At 61.0% G+C, this 23125-nt stretch carries 22 protein-coding genes and 1 pseudogene; 7 read left to right on the top strand and 16 right to left on the bottom strand.

Annotation, left to right across the window (positions count from 1 at the left end; genetic code table 11):
- Nucleotides 1-7: 7 nt before the first annotated feature.
- Genes E2K80_RS01010 through E2K80_RS01025 form a run of 4 tightly spaced genes read right to left on the bottom strand, consistent with a single transcriptional unit; the run spans nucleotide 8 to nucleotide 3626 of the window.
- Nucleotides 8-712, bottom strand: coding sequence for a FadR/GntR family transcriptional regulator (locus E2K80_RS01010; RefSeq protein WP_168193062.1), 705 nt, complete (start codon nucleotides 710-712; stop codon nucleotides 8-10).
- Nucleotides 709-2190 (bottom strand): tripartite tricarboxylate transporter permease, encoded by a 1482-nt coding sequence (locus tag E2K80_RS01015; protein ID WP_135371925.1) that lies wholly within the window; start codon nucleotides 2188-2190, stop codon nucleotides 709-711. The genes E2K80_RS01010 and E2K80_RS01015 overlap by 4 nt, the downstream gene beginning before the upstream one ends.
- Before the next feature lie 2 nt (nucleotides 2191-2192).
- Complete coding sequence (locus E2K80_RS01020; protein WP_135371927.1) at nucleotides 2193-2666, bottom strand: tripartite tricarboxylate transporter TctB family protein; 474 nt, start codon at nucleotides 2664-2666, stop codon at nucleotides 2193-2195.
- Nucleotides 2667-2726: 60 nt separating this feature from the next.
- Nucleotides 2727-3626, bottom strand: a complete 900-nt coding sequence (locus tag E2K80_RS01025; protein WP_168193063.1) for a tripartite tricarboxylate transporter substrate binding protein — start codon at nucleotides 3624-3626, stop codon at nucleotides 2727-2729.
- Nucleotides 3627-3835: 209 nt separating this feature from the next.
- Here E2K80_RS01025 and E2K80_RS01030 point away from each other — a divergent pair, with 209 nt between their 5' ends.
- Nucleotides 3836-5269 (top strand): sulfatase-like hydrolase/transferase, encoded by a 1434-nt coding sequence (locus tag E2K80_RS01030; protein ID WP_135371931.1) that lies wholly within the window; start codon nucleotides 3836-3838, stop codon nucleotides 5267-5269.
- Between the two features lie 93 nt (nucleotides 5270-5362).
- Here the strand turns inward: E2K80_RS01030 and E2K80_RS19725 are convergent, their stop codons facing one another.
- The 3 genes from E2K80_RS19725 to E2K80_RS01045 are packed head-to-tail and all read right to left on the bottom strand — an operon-like array spanning nucleotide 5363 to nucleotide 7897.
- Nucleotides 5363-5476 (bottom strand): DUF2474 family protein, encoded by a 114-nt coding sequence (locus E2K80_RS19725; RefSeq protein WP_135371933.1) that lies wholly within the window; start codon nucleotides 5474-5476, stop codon nucleotides 5363-5365.
- A complete protein-coding gene (cydB, locus tag E2K80_RS01040) occupies nucleotides 5476-6477 on the bottom strand; it encodes a cytochrome d ubiquinol oxidase subunit II (protein ID WP_135371935.1) in 1002 nt (333 codons plus the stop codon). Before cydB ends, E2K80_RS19725 begins: the two co-directional genes overlap by 1 nt.
- 10 nt (nucleotides 6478-6487) lie before the next feature.
- Nucleotides 6488-7897 carry a cytochrome ubiquinol oxidase subunit I gene (locus E2K80_RS01045; RefSeq protein WP_135371937.1) on the bottom strand — a complete coding sequence of 470 codons (1410 nt, stop codon included), beginning with the start codon at nucleotides 7895-7897 and terminating at the stop codon, nucleotides 6488-6490.
- Between the two features lie 753 nt (nucleotides 7898-8650).
- Between E2K80_RS01045 and E2K80_RS01050 the strand changes: the two genes are divergently transcribed.
- Genes E2K80_RS01050 through E2K80_RS01070 form a run of 5 tightly spaced genes read left to right on the top strand, consistent with a single transcriptional unit; the run spans nucleotide 8651 to nucleotide 14168 of the window.
- Nucleotides 8651-10273, top strand: a complete 1623-nt coding sequence (locus tag E2K80_RS01050; RefSeq protein ID WP_135371939.1) for a peptide ABC transporter substrate-binding protein — start codon at nucleotides 8651-8653, stop codon at nucleotides 10271-10273.
- A gap of 52 nt (nucleotides 10274-10325) precedes the next feature.
- Complete coding sequence (gene oppB / locus E2K80_RS01055; protein ID WP_135371941.1) at nucleotides 10326-11249, top strand: oligopeptide ABC transporter permease OppB; 924 nt, start codon at nucleotides 10326-10328, stop codon at nucleotides 11247-11249.
- A 2-nt stretch (nucleotides 11250-11251) separates the two neighbouring features.
- The gene (locus E2K80_RS01060) at nucleotides 11252-12169 is read left to right on the top strand and encodes an ABC transporter permease subunit (RefSeq protein WP_135371943.1); all 918 of its coding nucleotides are present in this window, start codon (nucleotides 11252-11254) and stop codon (nucleotides 12167-12169) included.
- 26 nt (nucleotides 12170-12195) lie between these two features.
- Nucleotides 12196-13164 carry an oligopeptide/dipeptide ABC transporter ATP-binding protein gene (locus E2K80_RS01065; RefSeq protein WP_135371945.1) on the top strand — a complete coding sequence of 323 codons (969 nt, stop codon included), beginning with the start codon at nucleotides 12196-12198 and terminating at the stop codon, nucleotides 13162-13164.
- Nucleotides 13161-14168 (top strand): oligopeptide/dipeptide ABC transporter ATP-binding protein, encoded by a 1008-nt coding sequence (locus tag E2K80_RS01070; protein ID WP_135371947.1) that lies wholly within the window; start codon nucleotides 13161-13163, stop codon nucleotides 14166-14168. Before E2K80_RS01065 ends, E2K80_RS01070 begins: the two co-directional genes overlap by 4 nt.
- Nucleotides 14169-14208: 40 nt before the next feature.
- Here E2K80_RS01070 and E2K80_RS01075 read toward each other — a convergent pair whose 3' ends face one another.
- From E2K80_RS01075 to E2K80_RS01100, 6 genes are all read right to left on the bottom strand, one after another.
- The gene (locus E2K80_RS01075) at nucleotides 14209-14748 is read right to left on the bottom strand and encodes an adenine phosphoribosyltransferase (protein WP_135371949.1); all 540 of its coding nucleotides are present in this window, start codon (nucleotides 14746-14748) and stop codon (nucleotides 14209-14211) included.
- 107 nt (nucleotides 14749-14855) lie between these two features.
- Nucleotides 14856-15152, bottom strand: a complete 297-nt coding sequence (locus tag E2K80_RS01080) for a DUF2927 domain-containing protein (protein ID WP_135371951.1) — start codon at nucleotides 15150-15152, stop codon at nucleotides 14856-14858.
- A complete protein-coding gene (locus E2K80_RS01085) occupies nucleotides 15149-15517 on the bottom strand; it encodes a hypothetical protein (RefSeq protein ID WP_135371953.1) in 369 nt (122 codons plus the stop codon). The genes E2K80_RS01080 and E2K80_RS01085 overlap by 4 nt, the downstream gene beginning before the upstream one ends.
- Before the next feature lie 31 nt (nucleotides 15518-15548).
- Nucleotides 15549-15740, bottom strand: a complete 192-nt coding sequence (locus E2K80_RS01090; RefSeq protein WP_135371955.1) for a hypothetical protein — start codon at nucleotides 15738-15740, stop codon at nucleotides 15549-15551.
- On the bottom strand, nucleotides 15737-16606 hold the full coding sequence (locus E2K80_RS01095) for an S-methyl-5'-thioadenosine phosphorylase (protein WP_135371957.1): 870 nt from the start codon (nucleotides 16604-16606) through the stop codon (nucleotides 15737-15739). Before E2K80_RS01095 ends, E2K80_RS01090 begins: the two co-directional genes overlap by 4 nt.
- Before the next feature lie 199 nt (nucleotides 16607-16805).
- Nucleotides 16806-17411, bottom strand: coding sequence for a flavin reductase family protein (locus E2K80_RS01100; protein WP_135371959.1), 606 nt, complete (start codon nucleotides 17409-17411; stop codon nucleotides 16806-16808).
- Nucleotides 17412-17490: 79 nt separating this feature from the next.
- On the opposite strand from E2K80_RS01100, the gene E2K80_RS01105 reads away from it, so the two are divergent.
- Nucleotides 17491-17970: a GNAT family N-acetyltransferase gene (locus tag E2K80_RS01105; RefSeq protein WP_135371961.1), complete on the top strand. Its 480-nt coding sequence runs from the start codon at nucleotides 17491-17493 to the stop codon at nucleotides 17968-17970.
- 5 nt (nucleotides 17971-17975) lie between these two features.
- Here E2K80_RS01105 and ptsP read toward each other — a convergent pair.
- The 3 genes and pseudogenes from ptsP to E2K80_RS01120 all read right to left on the bottom strand — a co-directional run bounded on the left by ptsP (nucleotide 17976) and on the right by E2K80_RS01120 (nucleotide 23085).
- A pseudogene (gene ptsP / locus E2K80_RS01110) lies at nucleotides 17976-20221 on the bottom strand (phosphoenolpyruvate--protein phosphotransferase).
- A 106-nt stretch (nucleotides 20222-20327) separates the two neighbouring features.
- Nucleotides 20328-21572: an MFS transporter gene (locus E2K80_RS01115; protein WP_135371963.1), complete on the bottom strand. Its 1245-nt coding sequence runs from the start codon at nucleotides 21570-21572 to the stop codon at nucleotides 20328-20330.
- Between the two features lie 274 nt (nucleotides 21573-21846).
- Nucleotides 21847-23085: an aspartate kinase gene (locus E2K80_RS01120; protein WP_135371965.1), complete on the bottom strand. Its 1239-nt coding sequence runs from the start codon at nucleotides 23083-23085 to the stop codon at nucleotides 21847-21849.
- Nucleotides 23086-23125 lie beyond the last annotated feature (40 nt).

The raw sequence follows: 23125 nt of genomic DNA on the forward strand, positions 1-23125 counted from the left end.
AAATGGGCTATAGGTTCAGTTCGAAAAAGCGGTCGGCCAGCATGTCGAGATGCGATTCCATCGCGGTGCGCGCCACATCGGCCTGGCCGCGTTGAAGCGCGCGATAGATCGCCTTGTGGCAGCTGATCGACCGGCGACGGTTCTCGACCTTGCGGGTCTGGTCATACCAGGTCTGCCACAGCGAGTTTCCCCGCATGGCCCAGAGATGGGCGACATAGGACTCAATCAACGCATTGCCGCCCGCCCGCGCGATCAGGGCGTGAAACTCGGCATCGGCCATGTCGAATTTGGGGATGTCATTGATGGCCGCCTCCATACGGGTGATGGTGGCGCCGATCTGCTCCAGCATTGCGGGCGTCATCCGGCCCGCCGCAGCGAAGGCCGAGTGGCCCTCAACCATGCGCCGCGCCTCCAGCACCTCCCAAGGGCCCACCGTTTCGGGCGAGATCAGATCGCCGTTTTCCTGCCCGCGCAGATGTTCGGGCAGAACGAACACGCCCGCGCCCACGCGGATCTCGACATAGCGCATGATCTCCAGCGCCAGAAGCGCCTCGCGCACTGTGGTGCGGCTGACCTCTAGCTGTACCGACAGCTCGCGCTCAGGCGGCAGGCGATCGCCGGACTGATAGGCGCCCGCCGTGATCTGATCAGCCAGATCCTGGGCGATCTGCAAATAACGGCGTCCGCCAGAGGGAAGATCAAGCGCGCTCATGCCCCAGTCCCCTTTCGGCTGGAGATTTTCGTCATGATCCAGGGCCATGCAACGGTCAATGCCGATAGTGCGAGGAAAAGCAGGGCGTAGGGCCGGGTCAGGATGTCGGCAACATTTCCATCGGCCATCATCAGCGAGGCGCGCAATTGTTCCTCGGCAATCGGGCTGAGGACAAAGCCGATCACGAAAGGCCCAAGCGGCATTTTGGTGGCTTCCAGCACCAGGCCGATGACGCCAAAGGCGACCATGACCCAGACATCGGTAAAGCTGTTATTCACCGCGTAAGAGCCCAGCACACAGAAGACCAGAATGACACTCAGCAGGGCCGCGCGTGGGATGTGAACAACCTTGGCGATATGGTGCACCGCGCTCCACATCATCAAAAGCATGAAGATATTGGCGATCAGATAGGCGGCGATGATGCCATAGGCGATCTCGGGCGCGTTCTGGAACAGCAAAGGCCCCGGTTGCAGATTATGGATGGTCAGCGCACCGATCAGGATGGCTTCGGTCACACTGCCGGGGATGCCCATCGTAATCAGCGGGATCAGCGCGCCGCCGATTGAGGCGTTATTGGCGCTCTCGCCCGCGACCACGCCAGGTTCATGCCCGGTGCCGAATTTCTCGGGCTCATGCGATAGCTGTTTGGTAGTGGAATAAGAGACCAGCGCCGCGATATTGGCGCCGATCCCCGGCAAAAGCCCGATCCAAGTGCCAATGACCGAGGATCGCATCATATTGGCGCCATGAGTATTCATGTCCGAGCGATAGACCGGCAGGCGCTCTTTCGGCATGTTGATCTTTTCAGTCTGCATCTTGGGGGCCGAGGCGTCGCGCAAGACCTGGCTGATGGCAAAGGCGCCGATCAGAACCGGCAAAATGCCAAAGCCTGACAGCATCGCAGAACTGCCAAAGGTCAGCCGCGCCTGCCCGATGGAACTGTCGATCCCCGGCAAGGCAAAGGCCATGCCCAAAGCGGCGGCCAAGAGCCCCTTGGCCAGCGATCCCTGCGCCAGCACCGCCAGCATCACCAGCGCCATCAGCACCAGCGCGAAGTATTCCCAAGGCCCGAATTGCAGCGCAAACCGCGCCAGCGAGGGCGACATGCCTGCAAGAAAGACCCAAGAGATGATCCCGCCCGCGACCGAGGCCGTGATGCCCAAGGCCAGCGCGCGCTGCGCCCGCCCGCTTTTGGCCATCGGATAGCCGTCAAATGTGGTGACAATCGAGGCCGGTGTGCCCGGCATCCTCAGCAGGATCGCGGTGATCAGCCCACCGGAAATCCCGCCGACATATTCCCCGATCAACAGCGTTACCGCGCTGACCGGATCCATATGGAAGGTCAGCGGCAGGGTGAGCGCGATCAGCATTGAGGCCGTCAGACCCGGAATGGCCCCCACCACGATGCCAAGCGCCGTGCCGCCCGCCAGGATCAGCAGGTTATGCCACTGAAAGAGAAGCGAAAACGCATCAAGCATGGTCAGCCGATCTGCACATAGAGGAAGTTGGAAAAGACGTAGAGCAGCGCATTGGACAGGATCAGCCCCAGCCCGCCATAGATCGCCAGCACCCGCAGGTTGACCCGGTCAACGATCAGGCCGATCGCGGCGACAAAAGCGGTTGTCGAGAGCACGAAAGGCGCCTGCGCGAAATCCAAGGCCGCGACATAGGCGACCAGCGTGGCCAGAACCAGCGCCCCACCATAAGGCAGCTTCAGCGCCTGACGCTCTGCATCGGCCTCCCGCGCCATCAGATCTCGGATCGCAACCCAGGCTACCGGCAAGGACAAAAGCACCAGCGCCGCACCCAGGATGCGCGGCATTGCCGCCGAGCCGAGCGGCTCGAACCGTGGTGGCGGCAGGGTCGAGGCCCCGATGAACAAAAGCGCCACGCCCAGAAAAATGACGCCGAGTAATGCAAGATCGCCCAACGCTCTGGCCTGTTTCGATGTCATGGTAGGGCTCTCCCCGGCCCGTCGGCGCGCCGCGTTCCCCGCCGCGCGCCGGTCCTTCATTTATTGAATGGTCGTGGCCACTTCGTTCAGCGCCTCAAGAATGCTCTCGGCCTGTTCTAGTGCGTCATCACCGCTCATCCAATAGGGCTCCAGCGTGTTCGAATTGAAATGCGCCACGATGTCGGGGTCCGAAATCGCTTGTTCCAACGCACCGGCCAGAACCTCGATCACCTCATCGGGCGTGTCCGCTGGGGCCAGCCACCAGTTTGGGTTGGCCCAGGAAACGTCATAGCCCAGTTCGGTTGCGGTCGGTACATCGGGCAGATCCGGCAGGCGTTCACGCCCGAAATAGACCAGCGCCCGCAGATCCTCGCCCTGAAGCAGGAATTCCGAGGCGGCGAAAAGCGCGATATCGGCATTCCCGCCCAAAAGAAGGCGCAGACGGTCCGAGCCACTGTTGGCGGTCACATAGCGGGTTTCAAATCCGGCCGCATTGGCGAACATGCCGCCCACGAAATGCGGGATGGTGCCGATGCCCACGGCCTCAACCAGGCTGCGCGGTTCAGCTTGCAGATGCGCAATCAGATCCTCGATGGTCTCGAACTCGGAATCGGCCCGTACGGCCCAAACCGGGCTACCGCCGCCGGTATATCCAATGGACCGAAAATCCCCGAGGTCGAAATCCCCCAGGCCCATCGCCATCGCAATCAGCGCCTGATGGTGCCAATGGATGATGGTATGGCCATCGGCCTCGCCCCGGCGCATTTGGTTCACGGCATTTGCGCCCGCGCCACCAGCGGCGTTCACCACCACCATCGGCTGATCCAGCCACCCATTCGATTCAATGGTTTCCGCCAAAAGCCGCGCAACCGTGTCGGTGCGCCCGCCCGGATTGAAGGGGATAATCACCTCGATCGGCTCTGAGGGAAAGCTCTGCGCTTGCACCTCGGTTGCTGTCATTGGTCCAACCGATGCGGCAATCCCGGCCACAGCCGCAATACCGCATAGATGTCGGACCCGATTCGAAATATCTCGAATTCCTTTAAGATTCAGCATTTTTCCTCCCGATTTGCCGATTTCTCAAGATAAAATCGGTCTAACCAATAGACAAAACAGGCCCAGTCGTCTAGACCAATTTAAAATCAGACTCTGCAAAGGACCAACCAATTATGGATGTTCGGCCCGATATCGTGATGGTCATGACGGATCAGCACGCGGCGCGTGTTATGGGTTGCACGGGGGACGCGCATGCCCAGACCCCGGCGCTGGATGCGCTGGCCGCTGCTGGCACGCGGTTCACCAACGCCTATTGCAATTCGCCGCTCTGCGTGCCCTCGCGCATGTCGTTTCTGACGGGGCTGGAGCCGCATGTTTCGGGTGTACTGAACAACGACGCCTACCTGCCCTCTGACATCCCCACCATCGCCCACGCATTGGGCGCGGCGGGCTATGATTGCCACCTGGTGGGGCGGATGCATTTTTATGGGCCGGATCAGCTGCATGGTTTTGCCCATCGCCCCATCGGCGATATCGGTGCCAGCTATCCGGGGGGCAACCCGCCCGAGATCGGGCCGTTGACCAAAGGCAGGGGCAATCGCGGGCCCGAGTTGGCCCATTCAGGAGCGGGTGAGACATCCTACCAGGCCTATGATCACGCCGTGACGGATCAGGCGATTGAGACGATTGAGGCGCTCAAGGCCCAACGTGCCCACACGGGGCGACCCTTTTTCGTGCTGGCCTCGCTTTTCTGCCCGCACCCGCCCTATATCTGCGCGCGGGAGGATTACGATGCGTTTGATGGCACCCTGCCGCCCCCTCGATTACCTCCACCCAACGAAGATCACCCCGCCATTGCCGACTGGCGCGCCGCGGGTCGCACCGCAGAAATATCGGATGAAAATCAGCGCATTAGCCGCACCGCCTATTACGGGTTGGTGCGGATGATTGACGGTATGTGCGGGCGCGTCTTCGACTTGGTGAAAGATCGCGAAAACACGTTGAGTATCTACGCCTCTGATCATGGCGAAAGCTTGGGCGAGCGGGGGCTGTGGTGGAAAAGCGTGATGTATGATCAGAGCGCAAAGGTCCCCATGATCCTTCGGGGGGTAGGGTTTGAAGCTGGCCACCAGGATGGCCGGGTGACCAGCTTGGCCGACCTCTCTGCAACGATCCTTGAGCAGGCCAATGCCAGTTTGCCGGGGCACATCGGACATTCTTTAACCCAAGATCCGGTTGCTGGCGGGCGCTGTATCAGCAGTTATTACGGCGGACTGATGAATATCCGACTGCCCGATATCCGCCACAGAATGCTGCGACAAGGGCGGTTCAAATTGATCTGGTATGATGGCCACGATGCTCAGCTTTTTGACCTAAGGTCGGATCCCGATGAATTGTGCAATCTCGCGGAAGATGTCCGCTATGCTAGCACTTTGGCAGATCTATCAACGCAATTGCTCGACGGATGGTCAGTCAAGCAAATCGCGGATGCTCAGGCGATAAAAAGCGCACAATTCTCGGTTATTCGAAATTGGGTGAGAAAGACCAGACCGGAGGAGTCCTATCGCTGGTTTGACCACACGCCCGAGCGGAACCGGTACACATGATGTAAACGCGCTCCGTCAAACGCAGATCGGCGCTATTCCATGGACTAAACGCGCCTCCCCATTCACCTGCCGCCCGGTCTTGTTGTGGCTGCCTCAGACCTTGAGGGCCAGCCGGATGATGTAAGCGACAAGGCCAAGTGCGGTGACGCTCATAATCCATATGGCGACAAACCAACCGAGTTTTCGCAAGGTCGCGCGGGGCTGCATCAGTGATACCCTTCTTCGGGGTCAATCTTGCCCCGAAACACCCAATAGGCATAGGCGGTATATCCCAGGATCATCGGAACCAGAATAACCGTTCCGACAAGGGCAAACCGCAGGCTTTCATCTGGTGCAGCCGCCTCGGCGATGGTCAGGCCGGGTGGGGCAATATTGGGGTAAAAACTGATCCCGATGCCGATGAAACACAGAATGAACAAGCTGAGCGCCGCCAGAAACGGCTGCGCATCCTTGCCGGCTTTCAGCCCGCGGAACAGCGCCCAGGCAGCGGCAAGCACGGCACCTGGCATCAACACACTCAACAGGCTGCCCGGCAGATTGAACCAGCGCTGGAAGTAAACAGGGTCCTGAAACGGTGTCAGAATGCTGATCAGGCCGATGAACCCAAGCGTGGCCGCCGCAAGCCTTGTTGCGTAAACCTGCATCTGGCTTTGCAGGCTGCCCTCTGTCTTCAGAACCAGCCATGTCGCCCCAAGAAGTGCATAGCCGACAACAACGGCACAGCCGGTCAGGATCGAAAACCCGCTGAGCCAATCCCACCAGCCACCGGCATAGGCGCGCTCCGCGACCTCTATCCCCTGCACCAAGGCGCCAAGGGCGATGCCCTGCATGAATGCGGCGACAAGCGATCCGCCGAAGAAAGCCAGATCCCAGACCGGTTTCCAGCGTTTTGTCCGCCAGCGATATTCAAAGGCGACGCCGCGAAAGATCAATGCCAGAAGCATCAGAATGATCGGCATATAAAGTGCGGGCATGATGATTGCATAGGCCAGGGGAAAGACCGCAAAAAGCCCGCCCCCGCCCATCACCAGCCAGGTTTCGTTGCCGTCCCAGATCGGCGCGATGGAATTCATCATCGTCGCCTTTTCCCGTTCCCCCGCTGCGAAGGGAAACAGGATGCCGATACCCAGATCGAACCCGTCAAGGATGACATAGGTCAGGATGGCAAAGGCGATGATCCCGGCCCAGATAAAAGAAAGTTCAAACATCACAAGGCTCCTACTCGCCGGGAAGGCCGTCTGGATTGGTTTGCGCAACCGGGGTAATCCCGGCGGTGCGGATGGGGCCGTCTTTCAGGCCCAGATGCGGGGTTGCGGGTGGCTTGTTCATCATTCTGAGCAGATAGAATGTGCCCGCGCCGAAGATGAAGAAATAGACAATGATGAAGGCCAGCAGGGATGCCGCGACAGCCGGGGCGGCGACCGGCGCAAGGCTGTCGCTTGTGCGCAGCAGACCATAGACTGTGAATGGCTGGCGGCCGACCTCTGTCGTGATCCAGCCTGCGAGGACGGCAACAAACCCCATTGGTCCCATCGCGATTGCGCTGCGGTGCAGCCAACGGTCCTCATAAAGCCGTCCGCGCAGGCGTCGCCACAGGCTCCAGGCGCCCAATCCCAGCATGGCGAAGCCAAGGCCGACCATGACGCGGAAACTCCAGAAGACGATGGCCACGGGGGGTTCTTCATCATCGGGGATCGTGTCCAGACCATCCAGCGGTGCATTCCAGCTGTGCTTGAGGATCAGGCTCGACAGGTTGGGTATTTCAATGGCGTAGTCGATCCGGCGTTCTGCGGCATTGGGAATGCCGAACAGGATCAGCGGCGCGCCGTGGGGATGGCTTTCATAATGCCCCTCCATCGCCATGACCTTGGCGGGCTGGTGTTCCAGCGTGTTCAGCCCATGCTGATCGCCCGCCAAAATCTGCAACGGCGCCACAACAACAAGCATCCACATCGCCATGGAGAACATGCGGCGGGCCGGTCCGTCCGTGCGGTTGCGCAGCAAATGCAGGCCCCCGACACCCCCGACGACCAAAGCGGTTGTCAGATACGCCGCCAGAACCATGTGAACCAGGCGGTAGGGGAAAGAGGGGTTGAAGACGATCTGCCACCAGTCTTCCGGCACGAATTGCCCCAGCTCATTTATGCCATAACCCGCAGGTGTCTGCATCCAGCTGTTCACCGACAGAATCCATGTCGCCGACATCAGCGTCCCAAAGGCCACCATGGCCGTGGCGAACATATGCAGTTTCTCACCCACGCGTTCGCGCCCGAACAGCATGATGCCAAGAAAGCCTGCCTCCAGAAAGAATGCCGACAGAACCTCATAAGCCATCAATGGCCCGAGGATCGGGCCTGTTCTGTCGGAAAAGACCGACCAGTTTGTGCCGAACTGATAGGACATCACAATGCCCGAGACGACACCCATCCCGAAAGCCACGGCAAAGATTTTCTTCCAGTACGTGAAGAGGGTCAGGTAGGTCTCATCCCGGGTGCGCAGCCAAAGCCCGTTCAGCACGGCAAGATAGCTGGCCAACCCGATCGAGAAAGCCGGAAAGATGATGTGAAACGACACGGTGAACGCAAATTGCATTCGGGCCAGTGTCTCTGCTGTGAATGTGTCGAACATGGGTGGCTGTCTCCAATTCGAACAGGCGGGTCAGAGCGTGACGGTACGCAGATACGGGTGGATTGTCTTATCCCCCCGCGGGAAGGCGTCTTGCGCCGCCGCATCGGTCACGGGTGAGGGCAGGATCAAGCCTTGCACCGGAACCCGATCATGAAACCAGATCAGACCAGTTGGTGTGACATTTGTGATGTCAGAACCTGTTTCGTCGTGTCTCAGGGTCCTGACCCTAATGAAGGCGGATTTGAAAAGAAACAGACCGAATGCATCTTCTGGTGCGACACAAGGATACAGGCATTAAATTCACCAGCGACACACATTATACGATGCGGTTATTGCCGCTTGCGGCCCCAAGGCCCCTCTGAAGACGCCCCGATCAGAGAAAGCAGCCCACCGACAAAAACAATCGCATGGCGCGCGCATGCTTTCCTGGGGCTGTCGCGCTTGTGCTATCCGGCGCGGATTTTAATGGACCCGCTGCGCTTGACGGGTTTCCCCATGCCCCGCCGAATGGCCCTGTTTGAGCGGAAAAAAACAGACTGAAGGGCTATGAAACCAAGTCGCTTGCCACACGCGAAAACCGCTGCTTAACTAAAAACAGATGAGCAATGACGCCTCAAAGTCAAAACGCGATCTGTCCCAAACTCTCTGATGACGGGCATTCTCGATGCCGATTGTAAATCTTCTGACGCCTTCACGTGCCATCCGATTATAGACGGCGCAATGGCGCATGCTGCCAAATAAAAGGATATAAAAATGATCAGACACAGCCTTTTCGCCACATCCGCTCTTTTCTCAATGGCCCTGTGCGGTGCCGCATGGGCCCAGGCCACGCATCCTGAAACCGGGGAACCGCTGGCCGAGGATCAAACCTTTCAATACCGCCTGCAGGATCAATTCCCGTCCCTTGACCCGCAATTGATCGAAGAAACGGCGGGCGGCCATGTGGCACGGCAAATCTTCGAGGGGCTTTTGACCCAGAATGCCGATGGAACGCTGCGTCCCGGTGTGGCCGAGGAATGGACGTCAGAGGACAACCAGACATGGGTATTCACATTGCGAGACGATGCCCGCTGGTCGAATGGTGATCCGGTGACCGCGCATGATTTCGTTTATGCCTGGCAGCGTGCCGCGGACCCGGCCACCGCCTCCGAATACGCATGGTATGTTGAGTTGAGCCAGATCCGGAATGCCGCCGCCGTCATCGCCGGTGAAGTCGGCCCCGAAGAGCTTGACGTGCGCGCCATTGATGATCGAACGCTTGAGGTGACACTTGGCCAACCCCTGCCGTATTTCCCGCAGATGACCGTCCATTACACCTTCATGCCGACCCATCAGCCGACCGTCGAGGCCCATGGCGCGAACTGGACCAATCCTGAAAACATCGTCTCCAACGGCGCTTATGTGCTGGACCAGATCGCCGTGAACGAGTTTTTTCACCTGGTCCCGAACCCGGAATACTGGGGGGCGGATGATGCCATTATCACCGAGATCACCGGCTATGTGATCAATGATGCCAATCAGGCACTCAACCGGTTCCATGCGGGTGAGTTCGACATGATGGACGACCTGCCCGCCGGCAGCTATCCGCGGCTTGAGGAAGAGATGCCGGATACCGCCCATTCGGTGCCGCGTCTCTGTTCCTATTATTACGCGGTCAACCAGTCCGAGAATGGCCATGAGGCGTTGCAGGACCCGCGTGTGCGTCAAGCGCTCAGCTATGCGATCAATCGCAATGTGATCACCGATCAGATCCTGCAGGCGGGCCAGGCCCCGGCCTATAGTTTCACCCATTGGGCGACAGCGGGCTTTGAACTGCCCGAGATCGAATATGCCACCTGGACCCAGGAAGAGCGTATGGCCCGCGCGCTGGAACTGATGGAGGAGGCGGGTTACGGACCCGACAACCCCATTGAGATAAACCTGATCTACAACACGTCGGAAAACCACCGGCAGATCGCTACCGTGATCAGCCAGATGTGGCGCCCCCTTGGTGTGACCACGGTGCTCAACAATTACGAATGGCAGTCCTATCTCGATATCCGGGGCAATCAGAACTTCGATGTGGCGCGCGGCGCATGGTGCGGGGATTATAACGAGGCCTCGACCTTCCTTGATCTCATGACATCAAGCAACGCGAACAATGACGGCAAATATTTCAGTGAAGATGTCGATCGGCTGATGACCGAAAGTGTCAGTGAGGCTGATCCGCAGCCGACATATACCCAGGTCGAGCAGATCCTGGCGGAAGACATGGCGATCCTGCCGATCTATCACTACACGCAGAATTTCGTGCTGGATCCGACCATTCGGAACTGGCCGATGCAGAATGTGGAAAACAACTGGTATGTGCGCGACATCTATCGCGCCGCTGAGTGATTGGTGCCGCCGGGGCGGGTGACAAAGCCCGCCCCGGCGCTACATTCCATCAATGATTGCCTTCATCATCAGGCGCCTTCTGGTCGCGGTTCCGGTTCTTCTGATCCTGATCGTGGGTACGTTTATATTGATGTACACCGCCCCCGGCAGCCCGTTTGCGACCGAGCGGGGAATCCCCCCCGCCGTCCTTGCAAATCTGGAAGCGCAATACGGGCTGGACCAGCCATTTCACGTGCAGATCTGGCGCTACATTGTCGGGATCGTGACCGAGTTCGATTTCGGGCCGTCCTTCATCTATCGCGATCAGGATGTGAATGACCTGATCGGCCAGGGGTTTCCGGTGACGCTCACCTACGGGTTCTGGAGTTTTCTGGCCGCTGTTCTGGTGGGCGGCACGCTTGGCATTCTTGCAGCCGTGCGCCACAACACCTGGCTTGATTATCTGGCCGTCGGTATGTCCATCGGTGCGCAGGTGCTGCCGAATTTCGTGTTGGCGCCGATCCTTGTTCTGGTCTTCACCCTCTGGCTTGGCTGGTTGCCCGGCGGTGGCTGGCAAGGTGGCCAGTGGCAATTCGTGATCCTGCCGGTGATCGCGCTGTCGACCAGTTTCATGGCCTCGATTGCGCGGATTTCGCGGGCTTCGATGCTGGAGGTTCTGACCTCGAATTTCATCCGCACCGCGCGGGCCAAGGGCCTGCCGATGCGGCGGGTGATTTTTCGCCATGCGCTGAAACCCGCGCTCTTGCCCGTGATCTCCTATCTTGGGCCCGCTTTTGTGGGCATGATCACCGGATCGGTGGTGATTGACATCTATTTCTCCACCGGCGGCATCGGGCAGTTCTTTGTCGCCTCGGCGCTGAACCGCGATTACGGCGTGATGATGGGCATCACCGTTCTGCTTGGCGCGCTTACCATCTTCTTCAACCTGCTGGTCGATATCCTCTACGCCTGGATCGACCCGAAAATCCGGTATTGAACATGTTCGCCACAAAAACCATTGCGGATGATCTGGCGGGGGCCGCGCCCGTCAAGGGGCGATCGCTTTGGGCTGATGCCCGCACGCGGTTTTTTCGCAACCGGGCGGCTGTGGCGGGGTTGATCGTTCTGGTTCTGGTGACCGGTTTCGCCCTGGTCGGACCGTTCATCGCGCCGTGGAATTACGAGGATATCGACTGGAACGTATTGGGCAATGTGGCTCAAGCCGGGCGTCCCTCGCTTGAGACCGGCCATTGGTTCGGCACCGATGCGCTGGGCCGTGACCTTTTTGCGCGCACTGTGCAGGGCACCCAGGTGTCGCTGATGGTGGGGATTATCGGTGCCCTGATCTCGGTCGTCGTCGGGACGCTTTATGGCGCTGTTGCGGGCTATTTCGGCGGGCGGCTTGATAATATCATGATGCGCGTCGTCGATGTGCTGATGTCGATCCCTTACATGTTCGTGCTGATCCTTCTGCTGGTGGTCTTTGGCCGGTCCATGCTGATGCTGTTCATCGGGATCGGGCTGGTCAGCTGGCTTGACATGGCGCGGATCGCGCGGGGGCAAACGCTGAGCCTGCGGGGCAAGGAATTCATCGAGGCCGCCGTGGCCACAGGTGTGGCACCCTTCACAATCATCCTGCGCCATATCATCCCGAACCTTCTGGGCGTGGTGATCGTTTATGCCACGCTGCTGGTCCCCTCGATGATCATCTACGAGTCCTTCATCAGCTTCCTTGGCCTGGGGGTGCAGGAACCGCTGACCAGTTGGGGCGCGTTGATCAATGATGGCGCGGATGAGATGAACAACGGCACGCTCTGGATGCTGCTGGTGCCGCTTTTCTTCTTTGTCATCACGCTTTTCGGCTTCTTTTTTGTGGGCGACGGGCTGCGCGATGCCCTTGATCCGAAGGATCGATAATGAACAATTTTTCCAAGGATCGCTAGATGGCTCTGCTGGACGTGACCGATCTCAGCGTCAGTTTCGACACACCCGATGGTAAGGTCCATGCGGTCAACGGCATGAGCCTGTCGCTTGATCCCGGCGACAGCCTTGCCATTGTGGGCGAAAGCGGCTCTGGCAAGACACAGCTTGCCTTCGGAATTCTGGGGCTTTTGGCCAGGAACGGAAATGCCGAGGGCTCCGTGCGGTTTGACGGTCAGGAAATCCTCAACCTGCCCGAGGCCAGGCTGAACCAGATCCGCGCCAATGAGATCGCGATGGTCTTTCAGGATCCGATGACCTCACTGAACCCCTATATGCGCGTCGGTGCCCAGATGGCCGAGGTGCTGATGCTGCATAAGGGCACATCGAAACGCGCCGCCCTTGAGGAAAGCGCCAGAATGCTTGACGCGGTGCGCATTCCCGACGCGCGGTCCCGGCTGGCCATGTATCCGCATGAGTTTTCCGGCGGTATGCGGCAGCGGATCATGGTCGCCATGGCGCTGCTCTGCCGCCCGAAACTGCTGATCGCCGATGAACCGACCACGGCGCTGGATGTGACCGTGCAGAACCAGATCATGGAACTGATGGCCGATATCCAGCGCGATTTCGGCACCGCGCTGATCCTGATCACCCATGACCTTGCGATTGTCGCGGGGTCCTGTGCCGAAACACTGGTGATGTATGGCGGACAGGTGATGGAGACCGGCGCAACCGATGATCTGTTCGAGGCACCGTCACACCCCTACACGCTTGGCCTGCTGAAAGCGGTGCCGCGTCTCGACGTGCCGCAGGACGTGCTTCAGACGATTCCGGGCGATCCCCCTGATCTGACGGCCCTGCCAGCCGGCTGCCCGTTCAGCCCGCGCTGTCTTTCCAGTCACGAGCCCTGCATGAACAGCATGCCCGCGCTTGAAGGCTTCGGGAATGGCCGTTTGCGGGCCTGTCATGCCCCGCGGGAGGGTATGGTATGACCGCACCGCTTCTGGAAACCCGTGATGTCAGCGTCTCCTTCGATGTGCCCCGCCCTGGCGCCTGGCCCTGGGCCGCGCCCGACAGATTGCAGGCCGTCAAGGATGCCTCGATCAGACTTGAGCCCGGGAAAACTCTGGGGCTGGTGGGCGAAAGCGGCTCTGGCAAGTCCACGCTGGCCCGCGCCGTGATCGGCACCGTCCCGGTCAGTGCCGGTCAGGTGCTCTGGCGCGGGGATGATGTTGCGGCGATGGGGCCGACCGGCAGACAATCCCATGGGCGCCATGTGCAGATGGTGTTTCAGGACCCGCTGGCCGCGCTGAACCCGCGGATGAATGTGGGGCAGATCGTGGCAGAACCGCTGATCACCCATTTCCCCGATCTTTCAAAAGATCAGGTGCGCGGCAAGGTGGGGGTAATGATGGAACGGGTGGGGCTTTTGCCCGCGCTGGTCAATCGCTATCCGCATGAGTTTTCGGGCGGTCAATGCCAGCGGATCGGTATCGCCCGCGCGCTGATCACCGAGCCCGAACTGGTGATCTGCGATGAACCGGTCAGCGCGCTTGATGTATCGGTTCAGGCGCAGGTGGTGAACCTGTTGCAGGATTTGCAGCGTGACATGGGTCTGTCGCTGCTTTTCATTGCCCATGATCTCAGCGTGGTGCGCCATATCTCGCACCGGATCGCAGTGATGTATCTGGGCCGGATCGTCGAGGCCGCCCCCGCGCCGGAACTGATCGCGAACCCGCGCCACCCGTATACCAGGGCGCTGATCGCCTCGGTCCCGGTCCCTTCACCCAAGGCGGAACGTGCCCGCCACCGCCCTGTTCTGGAAGGGGAGCTTCCCTCACCCCTGGCACCGCCTTCCGGCTGCGTCTTCCGCACCCGCTGCCCCATTTCGCAACCCGCCTGCGCAGAGGCAGTGCCCCCGGTCACGGATATCGGCAATGACCATATCGTCGCATGCCCATACCATTCCGAGAACACGGATGCAGCGGTAGTGTAAAGGCTTGCCGAGACGTGAGGCTATAGCGTTTCGAAACGCTTTAATCGCCCGCATAGCTGCACAGCGCGTGGACGGACATGCCCATTGCTTCCAGTTTCGCGCGCCCGCCCAGATCGGGCAGGTCCACCACGAATGCAGTGCCCACAACCTCGGCGCCGAGGCGTTCGATCAGTTTGATCCCGGCCTCGGCAGTGCCGCCCGTGGCCAGAAGATCATCGACCACCAGCACGGTTTCGCCGGGGCTGAAGGCGTCGTCATGGATCTCTACCGTGGCCTGGCCGTATTCCAGCTCATAATCCTGCGAGATGGTTTTGGCGGGCAGTTTACCTGCCTTGCGGATCGGCACGAACCCTTTGGAAAGCTGATGCGCGATGGCCCCGCCCAGAATGAAGCCCCGCGCCTCCAGCCCGGTGACCTTGTCGATATGCTGCCCGACAAACGGGGCCAGCAATTGATCAACCGCTAAGCGGAACCCGCGCGGGTCCTGGAAAAGCGTTGTCACATCCCGGAACATGATGCCGTCATGGGGGAAATCGGGGATTGTGCGGATGTAATCCTGCACCTGTTTCTGATCGAGCATTCCGGGGGTGGTCCTTTGGGTTTCTGGCCGCCATTGCGGCGGGGCTGGAGCAGATGCCGTTGGCAGTCTAGCGGTTCGGGCGTGTGGATACAGCCCTTATACCTGCGTCATGGGGACGGGTAATGACGTCTGAGCGCAGTCAGGTCCTGGCCGTTCAGACGGGTGACGGAATTGCTTTCTTCGGAGAAGATCGAGCGGCGATAGGCGGGCGAGGCGATATCCGTATGCAGGCCAAGGGACTGCACCAGTTCTTCAAGGATCACACTGGCAATTTCGCGTCGGCGGATATCGCGGCTGATCGCGATGGCGGCGGCGGTGATGTCGACCCCGCGGGAGCGGAGCGAGACCCGGCCAATGGAGATATCCGACCCGTCCAGTTCCGTATTGCCGGTTCCGGCAATCATGTCCCCCGGGAGACATCAAGCAGGTAGATCGGAATGTCATAATGGCCCTCATAGACCCGTTCCAGAAACAGCCTTGCGCCGGATGTGTTGATCTCTTCAATCGCGCCATCAAGGGCTCTGTCCACCAGGTCGAGCTTGTAGCCGGGGAAGCTTATGCCAACCTGTGCAATGCCCACGCGCAGGCGCAATTGCCGCTCGGCGGGCCAGCGGATCTGCGGTTTGGTGCAATCGCCATCAGGGGCCGCGCCGCAGGAGACGAGGTTATAGAAAGCCTCATCACTGATCAGGCCTGGCACGGCCACGAATTCCTGGGCCGCGGCGGGCAGGGGCAGAAGGGCGGCAAGAAAGGTGCGGCGGGTCAGCATTAAGGTGTGATGGGCAAAAACAGGTCATGTTTCAAGCGGTTGGCGCGGCGCCCGGTGGCAAGTGTTGCAGCCGGGGCGCGCCTTGTCGGCGCCCCTCCAGCAGGCTGGTCAGGCTGGAATAGATATCCGCCCCCGGTGTCACCTGCGCAGCAATCCGGACATTCACCAGAACCATCCCGGCGAAAGCCGCAAACCGGGCAAGATCAATCCCGTCCAGTCTCATCCCAGGACGCGGCCTGCGATGGCGGAGAGTTTGGCCACCATATCGGGGTCGCGTTTGTCGGGGGCTGTCAGGATTGCATGGTCCAATGCGTGGTCACAGCCATGGGGGCAGGGGGTGTGAGGGCCCAGCAGGGATGGCAAGCTGCCCAGCAATGCGCGGGCCTTGCCCGCATTGCCGGTCAGGGTGGTGATGATATCGGTGATATCCACCGTGCCGTGATCCGGGTGCCAGCTGTCATAATCGGTGATCATCGCGACCGAGGCATAGCAAAGCTCGGCCTCGCGGGCCAATTTCGCCTCAGGCATATTTGTCATGCCGATCACATCGCAGCCCCAGACCTCGCGGTACAGTCTGGATTCCGCCTGCGAGGAAAACTGCGGCCCCTCCATCGCCAGATAGGTGCCACCCTCATGCACATTGATCCCGGCCTCCCGCGCGGCACGGGCACAGACCGCGCCAAGGCGGGGGCAGGTGGGGTGGGCAACGCTGACATGGGCGACCAGCCCGGGGCCGAAAAAGCTTTTCTCGCGGGCGAATGTCCGGTCGATGAACTGATCCACGATCACGAAATCCCCCGGCGCCATCTGGTCACGGAACGACCCGCAGGCCGAGACCGAGATGACATCGGTCACCCCCAATCGTTTCAGCGCGTCGATATTGGCGCGGTAGGGGACAGAGGAGGGGCTGTGGACATGTCCGCGCCCGTGGCGGGGCAGAAACGCCATTTTCACTCCGTCCAGATGCCCCACCAGACAGGCATCGGAGGGGGCGCCGAAGGGGCTGTCGACGGTGACCCAGTCCGGGCTTTGCAGCCCGTCGATCTCATAGACGCCCGAGCCGCCAATCACACCAATCACCCTGTCCATGCCGATCCCTTTCCAAGCGGTTTCACCGCACGCTAACGAGGGAACGCAGGGGCGACAACCGGATGGGGCACCGCATGGGGGTGATGCCTGTTATTTGCGTATTTGGAACAAGAAGAAGGGCAATTTTCATCAATTTATCTGCGATCCGCCGGGGCAGACAGTGTTTCAGGCGTGATCGGGCTGGTGGCTCTATGTGCCGCTAGGCGCCGGGGCGTGTCATGGAAAACAGCTCTGTCACGCGGGCATAATCGCGGTATCCCAGCCGGGCCAGCGGCTGGTAGCTGGTGACGTCAAACACCCCGTCGCGCAGGCAATTGTCCCGCAGGTGGACGCCGGTCACCTCACCGAAGACAACGACATTCGCCTCTCCTGCCAGGTGCACAATCTGGGTCAGCTTACATTCCAGATTGGCCGGTGCATTTGCCACGCGGCTGCAGGGGATCGTTTCGCAAGGGGCGCGGTCGATGCCGGCCAGATCAAACTCGTCTGTTTCTTTCTCCCAGGGGCCGGAGGTTCGGTTCATCGCGTCGCGTGCGGCATATTCCACGATGTTGACGCAGAAGACACCGGTTTCCCGGATATTGGCAACACTGTCCTTGGTATCGCTCCGGTCGGGTTTGGTGCTGGTTGAGGCAAACATGAGTTGCGGCGGTTCGTAAGCGACCGCGTTGAAAAACGAATAGGGTGCCAGATTATCCGCGCCTTCTGCCCCGCGTGTGGAAATCCAGCCGATGGGCCGGGGCGACACCACGGCGTTGAACGGGTTATGGGGCAGGCCGTGGCCGTCTTCCGGTCTGTAGAACATGTACGATAAGCCTCTCTAATTTGGCAAAGAAGTAGCGCCGTGCTAGGGCCGGGGCCAGAGGCAAATGAGCAATCGGGCCATGTTTCACCTGCTCCGCGAAGAGCCTGACGACCGATGGGAGGTCGAGGCGCTGTATGATCTGTGTTTCGCTCCGGGGCGGGAAGCCTTGGCAAGCTATCGTTTGCGCGACGGGGTGCCGCCGATACGTGACCTGTGCCGGGTGGCGCGGGATGCAGACGGCATTCTGGCCGGTGCGGTGCGGTTCTGGCCGGTCCATGTGGGCGGCGGGGCCGAGGCGCTGCTGTTGGGGCCGATTGCCGTGCATCCGACGCGGCAGGGCGAGGGTCTGGGCGCGGTGCTGATCGAGGGCGGGTTGAGCCTGGCCCGCGCTGATGGCTGGACCCGGGTCATGCTGGTGGGCGATGCGCCCTATTACAGACGCTTCGGGTTTTTGCCGCTCAAAGACGTGTTGATGCCGCCGCCGACAAATCCCGACCGGGTGTTGGGCCTGGGCGACTGGAAGGGTGTGACCGGGCCGGTCACCCGTTGGGGTGGTTGAGCGGTTCAGCCCTGTTGCCGGAACCAGTCCATTACTGCGGATCGCACGGATTGAGCCCCTGTCGCGCGGGCCTCGTTGATGACACTGCGGACTTCGCGCAGATCGACCCGGCGCAGCAGGCTTTTCACCGGCCCGATCGAGGCCGGGCGCATCGACAGGGTTCTGAGCCCCATGGCGGCAAAGCAGAGCGCCTCGATCGGGCGCCCCGCATCCTCACCGCAGAAGCTGAGCGGGGTGTCGGTGTCGTCGCAGCGATGCACGATCTGTTCCAGAAAGGTCAGGAAAGACACATTCAGCGTGTCATAGCGCCGCCGGACACGTTCATTTTCCCGGTCGGCGGCAAAGAAAAACTGTTTCAGGTCATTGCCGCCGATCGAGATGAAATCGGCCAGTTCAAAGAAATGCCGGGGCGCAAAGGCAAGGCTTGGCGTTTCCAGCATCGCGCCGATTTCAAGCTTTTCGGGCAGGATATGACCAAGCGCCTCTTCACGCTCCATCTCGCGCAGAAGATGGGCGCGTGCCTCGGTAAATTCTTCAAACTGCGCGACAAACGGGAACATGATGGTCAGGGGCCGGCCATTGGCCGCGCGGATCAGCGCCTGAAGCTGCATCCGCATGACGCCGGGTTTATCAAGACCGACACGGATCGCACGCCAGCCGAGCGCGGGGTTCGGTTCATCCTGCGGCTTCATATAGGGCAGCACCTTGTCAGAACCGATATCAAGGGTGCGGAACACCACGCGCTTGCCGCCCGCACTGTCCATCACTCGGGCATAAAGCGCGGCCAGCTCCCCCTGCGGGGCACGCTGTTGCGGGTCAGGAACTGCAATTCGGTGCGAAACAGGCCCACGCCTTCGGCGCCGGATGACGGCAAAGAGGGCAGATCGGCCATCAGCCCCGCATTCATATGCAGATTGATCACCGTGCCGCAGCGGGTTTCAGCGGGCTTTTCGCGGATCGAGGCATAGCGTTCCTGTGCCGCGGCCATCATCGCGATCTTGTCACGGAAGGCGGCGGCCACGGTGTCTTCGGGGCGCAGATGCACAAGACCCTGATCGCCATCCACGAGAATAGGGTCGCCGTTCAGGGCCTCGGTCGTGATCCGTTTGGCATTGACGATCAGCGGGATCGCCAGGGCGCGGGCCACAATTGCGGCATGGGACCCGACCGAGCCATCCTCCAGCACCACAGCTTTCAGCGAGCGGCCGTAATCCAGCAGGTCACCGGGGCCGATATTGCGGGCCACCAGCACAGGGCGATCCGGTATCTGGCCGCCGGTTGTGCCCTTGCCCTGACCGGTCAGCAATCTCAGCAGCCGGTTCGACAGGTCATCGAGATCCTGCAGGCGTTCCCGCATATAGGCATCGGGCACGGTTTCCATCCGCGCGCGGGCGGTGGATTGTTCCTTCTCCACAGCGGCCTCGGCGCTGAGACCCCGGGCGATATCCTCTTCCATCCGCCGCATCCAGCCGCGGGAATTGGCGAACATCCGATAGGCTTCCAGCACCTGGGCCTGTTCGCCATCGCCCTGGGGCACATGGGTCAGCATCTCATCGACCGACACCCGCAACTGGTCCACCGCCTCGCGCAGGCGCAGGTTTTCCGCCTGGGGGTCTTCGGCAATCGGGTTAGTGATCACGACGCGCGGCTCATGTAGATAGACCCGGCCTTCGGCGGCACCTTCCTGGGCCACGCCGCCGCGGATCATGACCTGTTGCTGGTGGCGGGCCGACAGGGCGGCGCCTTCCCCCTGGAACGCGCCCAGTTCGGTCATCTCGGCGATGACCATGGCCACCACTTCAAGCGCATAGATCTCGTCATCGGAAAATTCACGCGCGTCTTTCGACTGCACCACCAGCACGCCCAGCCGTTCGCCCAACCGCTGGATCGGGACGCCCAGAAAGCTGGAAAACCGTTCCTCCCCGGTTTCGGCCATATAGCGAAAGCCCGGTTCCGCCGGGGCGTTTGCGGTGTTGATCGCGCGGGCGCGCGAGGCGACACGGCCCACCAGCCCTTCGCCCATGCGCATCCGGGTGACATGTACGGCCTCGGATGCCAGCCCCTCGGTTGCGCAAAGTTCCAGCGTGTCCGCATCCCGCAGCAGATAGATCGAACACACCTCGGTGCCCATCGAATCCGCAATCAGATGGGTGATCCGGTCAAGCCGTTCCTGCCCCTCTCCGGCCTCAGCCAGAGTGGCCTGCAAGCGGCTGAGCAGCTTGCGGCTTTCGGTTTCCGTCTGTTCGGGCATGTCGCGCAGCCAATCCCCATGGTCCTGAAACCACGCATAACGCGACGGACGGGCAGGGCGCAACGGTACAGGCCATACCAGCCGGTTCCGGCAGCTCACATGGATGTCAGGTGGGTTGCGTCAACCGCAACTGTGCCCAGCCATAGAACGCCAGAAGCCCCGCCCCGCCCGCGCCCAGAAGATAGGGCAGGCGCAGGGCGGTTTCCCGCCCAAGCCCCGGTTCGGCCAGCCCGACAACCCATCCCGCGGCCAGTGCGCCGACGGGCATCATGCCCCAGCCGAAAAACCGGTACAGGCTGTTGACCCGGCCCAGAAGCTCATCGGGGATCAGTCGCTGCCGCCATGAGACGGTCACGATGTTCCACAGGAGGGCGGCAATCATCTCAAGAAACAGGGCGGCACCTGCGATCCATGGGCTATGGGTCAGCCCGATGACCAGCATCGGCAGCGGGAACAGCGCCAGCGCCAGCATCACCGCGCGTTGCCCGCCGATCCGGGCAATGACCCAAGGGCCCGCCAGCCCGCCGACAACACCGCCCGCCGCACCTGCGGTCAGCAGGATACCATGGCCAACGGCATCCAGCCGGAAGACCTCCTGACTGACAAGGATCAGAATTGTCAGCCCCATGGTTGACAGGGCATTGATGATGCCCAGCATGATGGCCAGCCGCAGAACCATGGGATGGGCGCGCATCCAGCGCCAGCCTTCGGCCATCTCAACCCGCATCCGGCGCGGCGGCGGGGCTTTGCGGCGCGGCAGGGCGATGGCCCAGACCAGAAGCGCGGCCAGCCCGAAACTGATCGCATCCAGCACGAAAGGCGCAGGCACGGCCAGCGCGATCAGGACCCCGGCCAGGGGCGGGCCCACGAAACTCCCCATGATCTGCTCAACGCTCCAAAGCTGGCCATTGGCGCGTTCCAGATCGGGTTTGGGAATGATTGAGGGCAGCACGGTCTGGGCGGCATTGTCACGGATCACCTCGGCCGTGCCCAGAAGAAAGGCCAGCGCTCCAAGCGCTGCCACATAGGGCAATTCGCTGCCGGGCAGGGGAAAGGACGGGGCCGAGATAACCAGTGCGATGACAAGCGCCGTTAGCCCCAGACGCACCAGATCGGCGCGCACCATCAGAACCCGCCTGTCGGCCCGGTCCACGATCACACCTGCGGGGATTGCAAACAGCAACCAGGGCAGGCGGGTCGCAAAGGCGATGGCGGCAATCAGCATCGGGTCCCGGGTGATCAGCGTGGCCAGCCATGGGAAGGCAAGGGCAGAGACGCCATCGCCCAGATTGGATATGGCTGTGGCCGAAAACAGCAGGCGGTAAGATCGGTTTGCAGCCAGTAGGGACATCGGCGCGGGCTCATATATCAGGGGCGGACAGCGGATATTAAAGCAGGAATTGTATAATCTGCAACGCATATGCATTGCGCGGAGGGCCGCGTCCGAGCCGAGGGGTGGGCGAGAAGCGCCCGCGCCCCGTGGGGTCGGCTCAGGCGCTGCCCGGCGGGGCCGCCGGGCGGGAGCATGATGCGGGGTGGTGAAGAATTTCAGGCCAAAGCTACAGAGCAGAATAAAACGATTTCGCTATAGACAGGATCGCCCCCCGCCCGCAATCACGCGGTGTTCAGCCCGCCTGTTCCAGCCCGAACGCGTCGTGCAGGGCCTGCACGGCCAGTTCCATATATTTCCGGTCCACAAGCACGCTGACCTTGATCTCGGACGTGGTGATGACCTTGATATTCACCCCTTCGTCCCGCAGGGTGGAGAACATCTTGGAGGCGACACCCGCATGGCTGCGCATCCCGATCCCGACGATCGAGACCTTGCAGACATCCGTATCCGCGACCAGATCGTGGAAATTGATCTCTTCCTTTTTCTTGGCCTCGTTCATCGCCGCCTCGGCGCGTTTGACCTGATCGGTGGGGCAGGAAAAGGTCATGTCGGTGCGGCCTTCCTCGGCGATGTTCTGCACGATCATGTCCACATTCACGCCCGCCTCGGCCAGCGGCCCGAAGATCGCGGCCGCAATACCGGGGCGGTCGGCCACCGATACCAGCGTCATCTTCGCTTCATCCCGGGAATAGGCAACACCGGCAACCACATTGCTTTCCACGATATCCTCCTCGGCACAGACCAGCGTGCCCGCGTGTTCGTCATTATCCTCGAAACTCGACAGCACCCGCAGACGCACATTATAGCGCATCGCCAGTTCGACAGAACGGGTTTGCAGCACCTTGGCCCCAAGCGAGGCCAGTTCCAGCATCTCTTCAAAGGCGATCCGGTCCAGTTTGCGGGCCTTCGACGTGATCCGCGGATCGGTGGTATAGACCCCGTCCACATCGGTATAGATATCGCAGCGTTCCGCCCCGAATGCGGCGGCAAAGGCCACTGCCGTGGTGTCCGATCCGCCCCGGCCAAGTGTGGTGATCCGGCCCTCGGGGCTGATCCCCTGAAAACCCGCGACCACGGCCACTTTCATGCCTTCGTCGAATTTGCCGATGATATTGCCGGTGGGGATTTCCTCGATCCGGGCAGAGGCATGGGTTGAGGTGGTTTTCAGCGGCACCTGCCAGCCCTGCCAGCTGCGCGCGGGCACATCCATTTCCTGCAGGGTCAGGGCCATCAGACCGGCGGTCACGTTTTCGCCCGAACTGACCACCGCATCATATTCGCGGGCATCGAACAGGGGTGAGGTTTCCTCGACAAAGCCCACCAGCTTGTTGGTTTCCCCCGACATCGCGCTGACAATGACGATCACGTCATAGCCATTGGCAACCTCGCGCCCCACGCGTTTGGCGGCGCGGCGGATACGGTCCAGCGTGGCGACCGAGGTGCCGCCGAATTTCATCACGAGAATGGGCATAGGCTGCGCCCTGGTCGTTTCTGGGTTCCGGCGGGTCATA

The sequence above is a fragment of the Rhodophyticola sp. CCM32 genome (genome assembly GCF_004751985.1).
Lineage (GTDB): Bacteria > Pseudomonadota > Alphaproteobacteria > Rhodobacterales > Rhodobacteraceae > Rhodophyticola.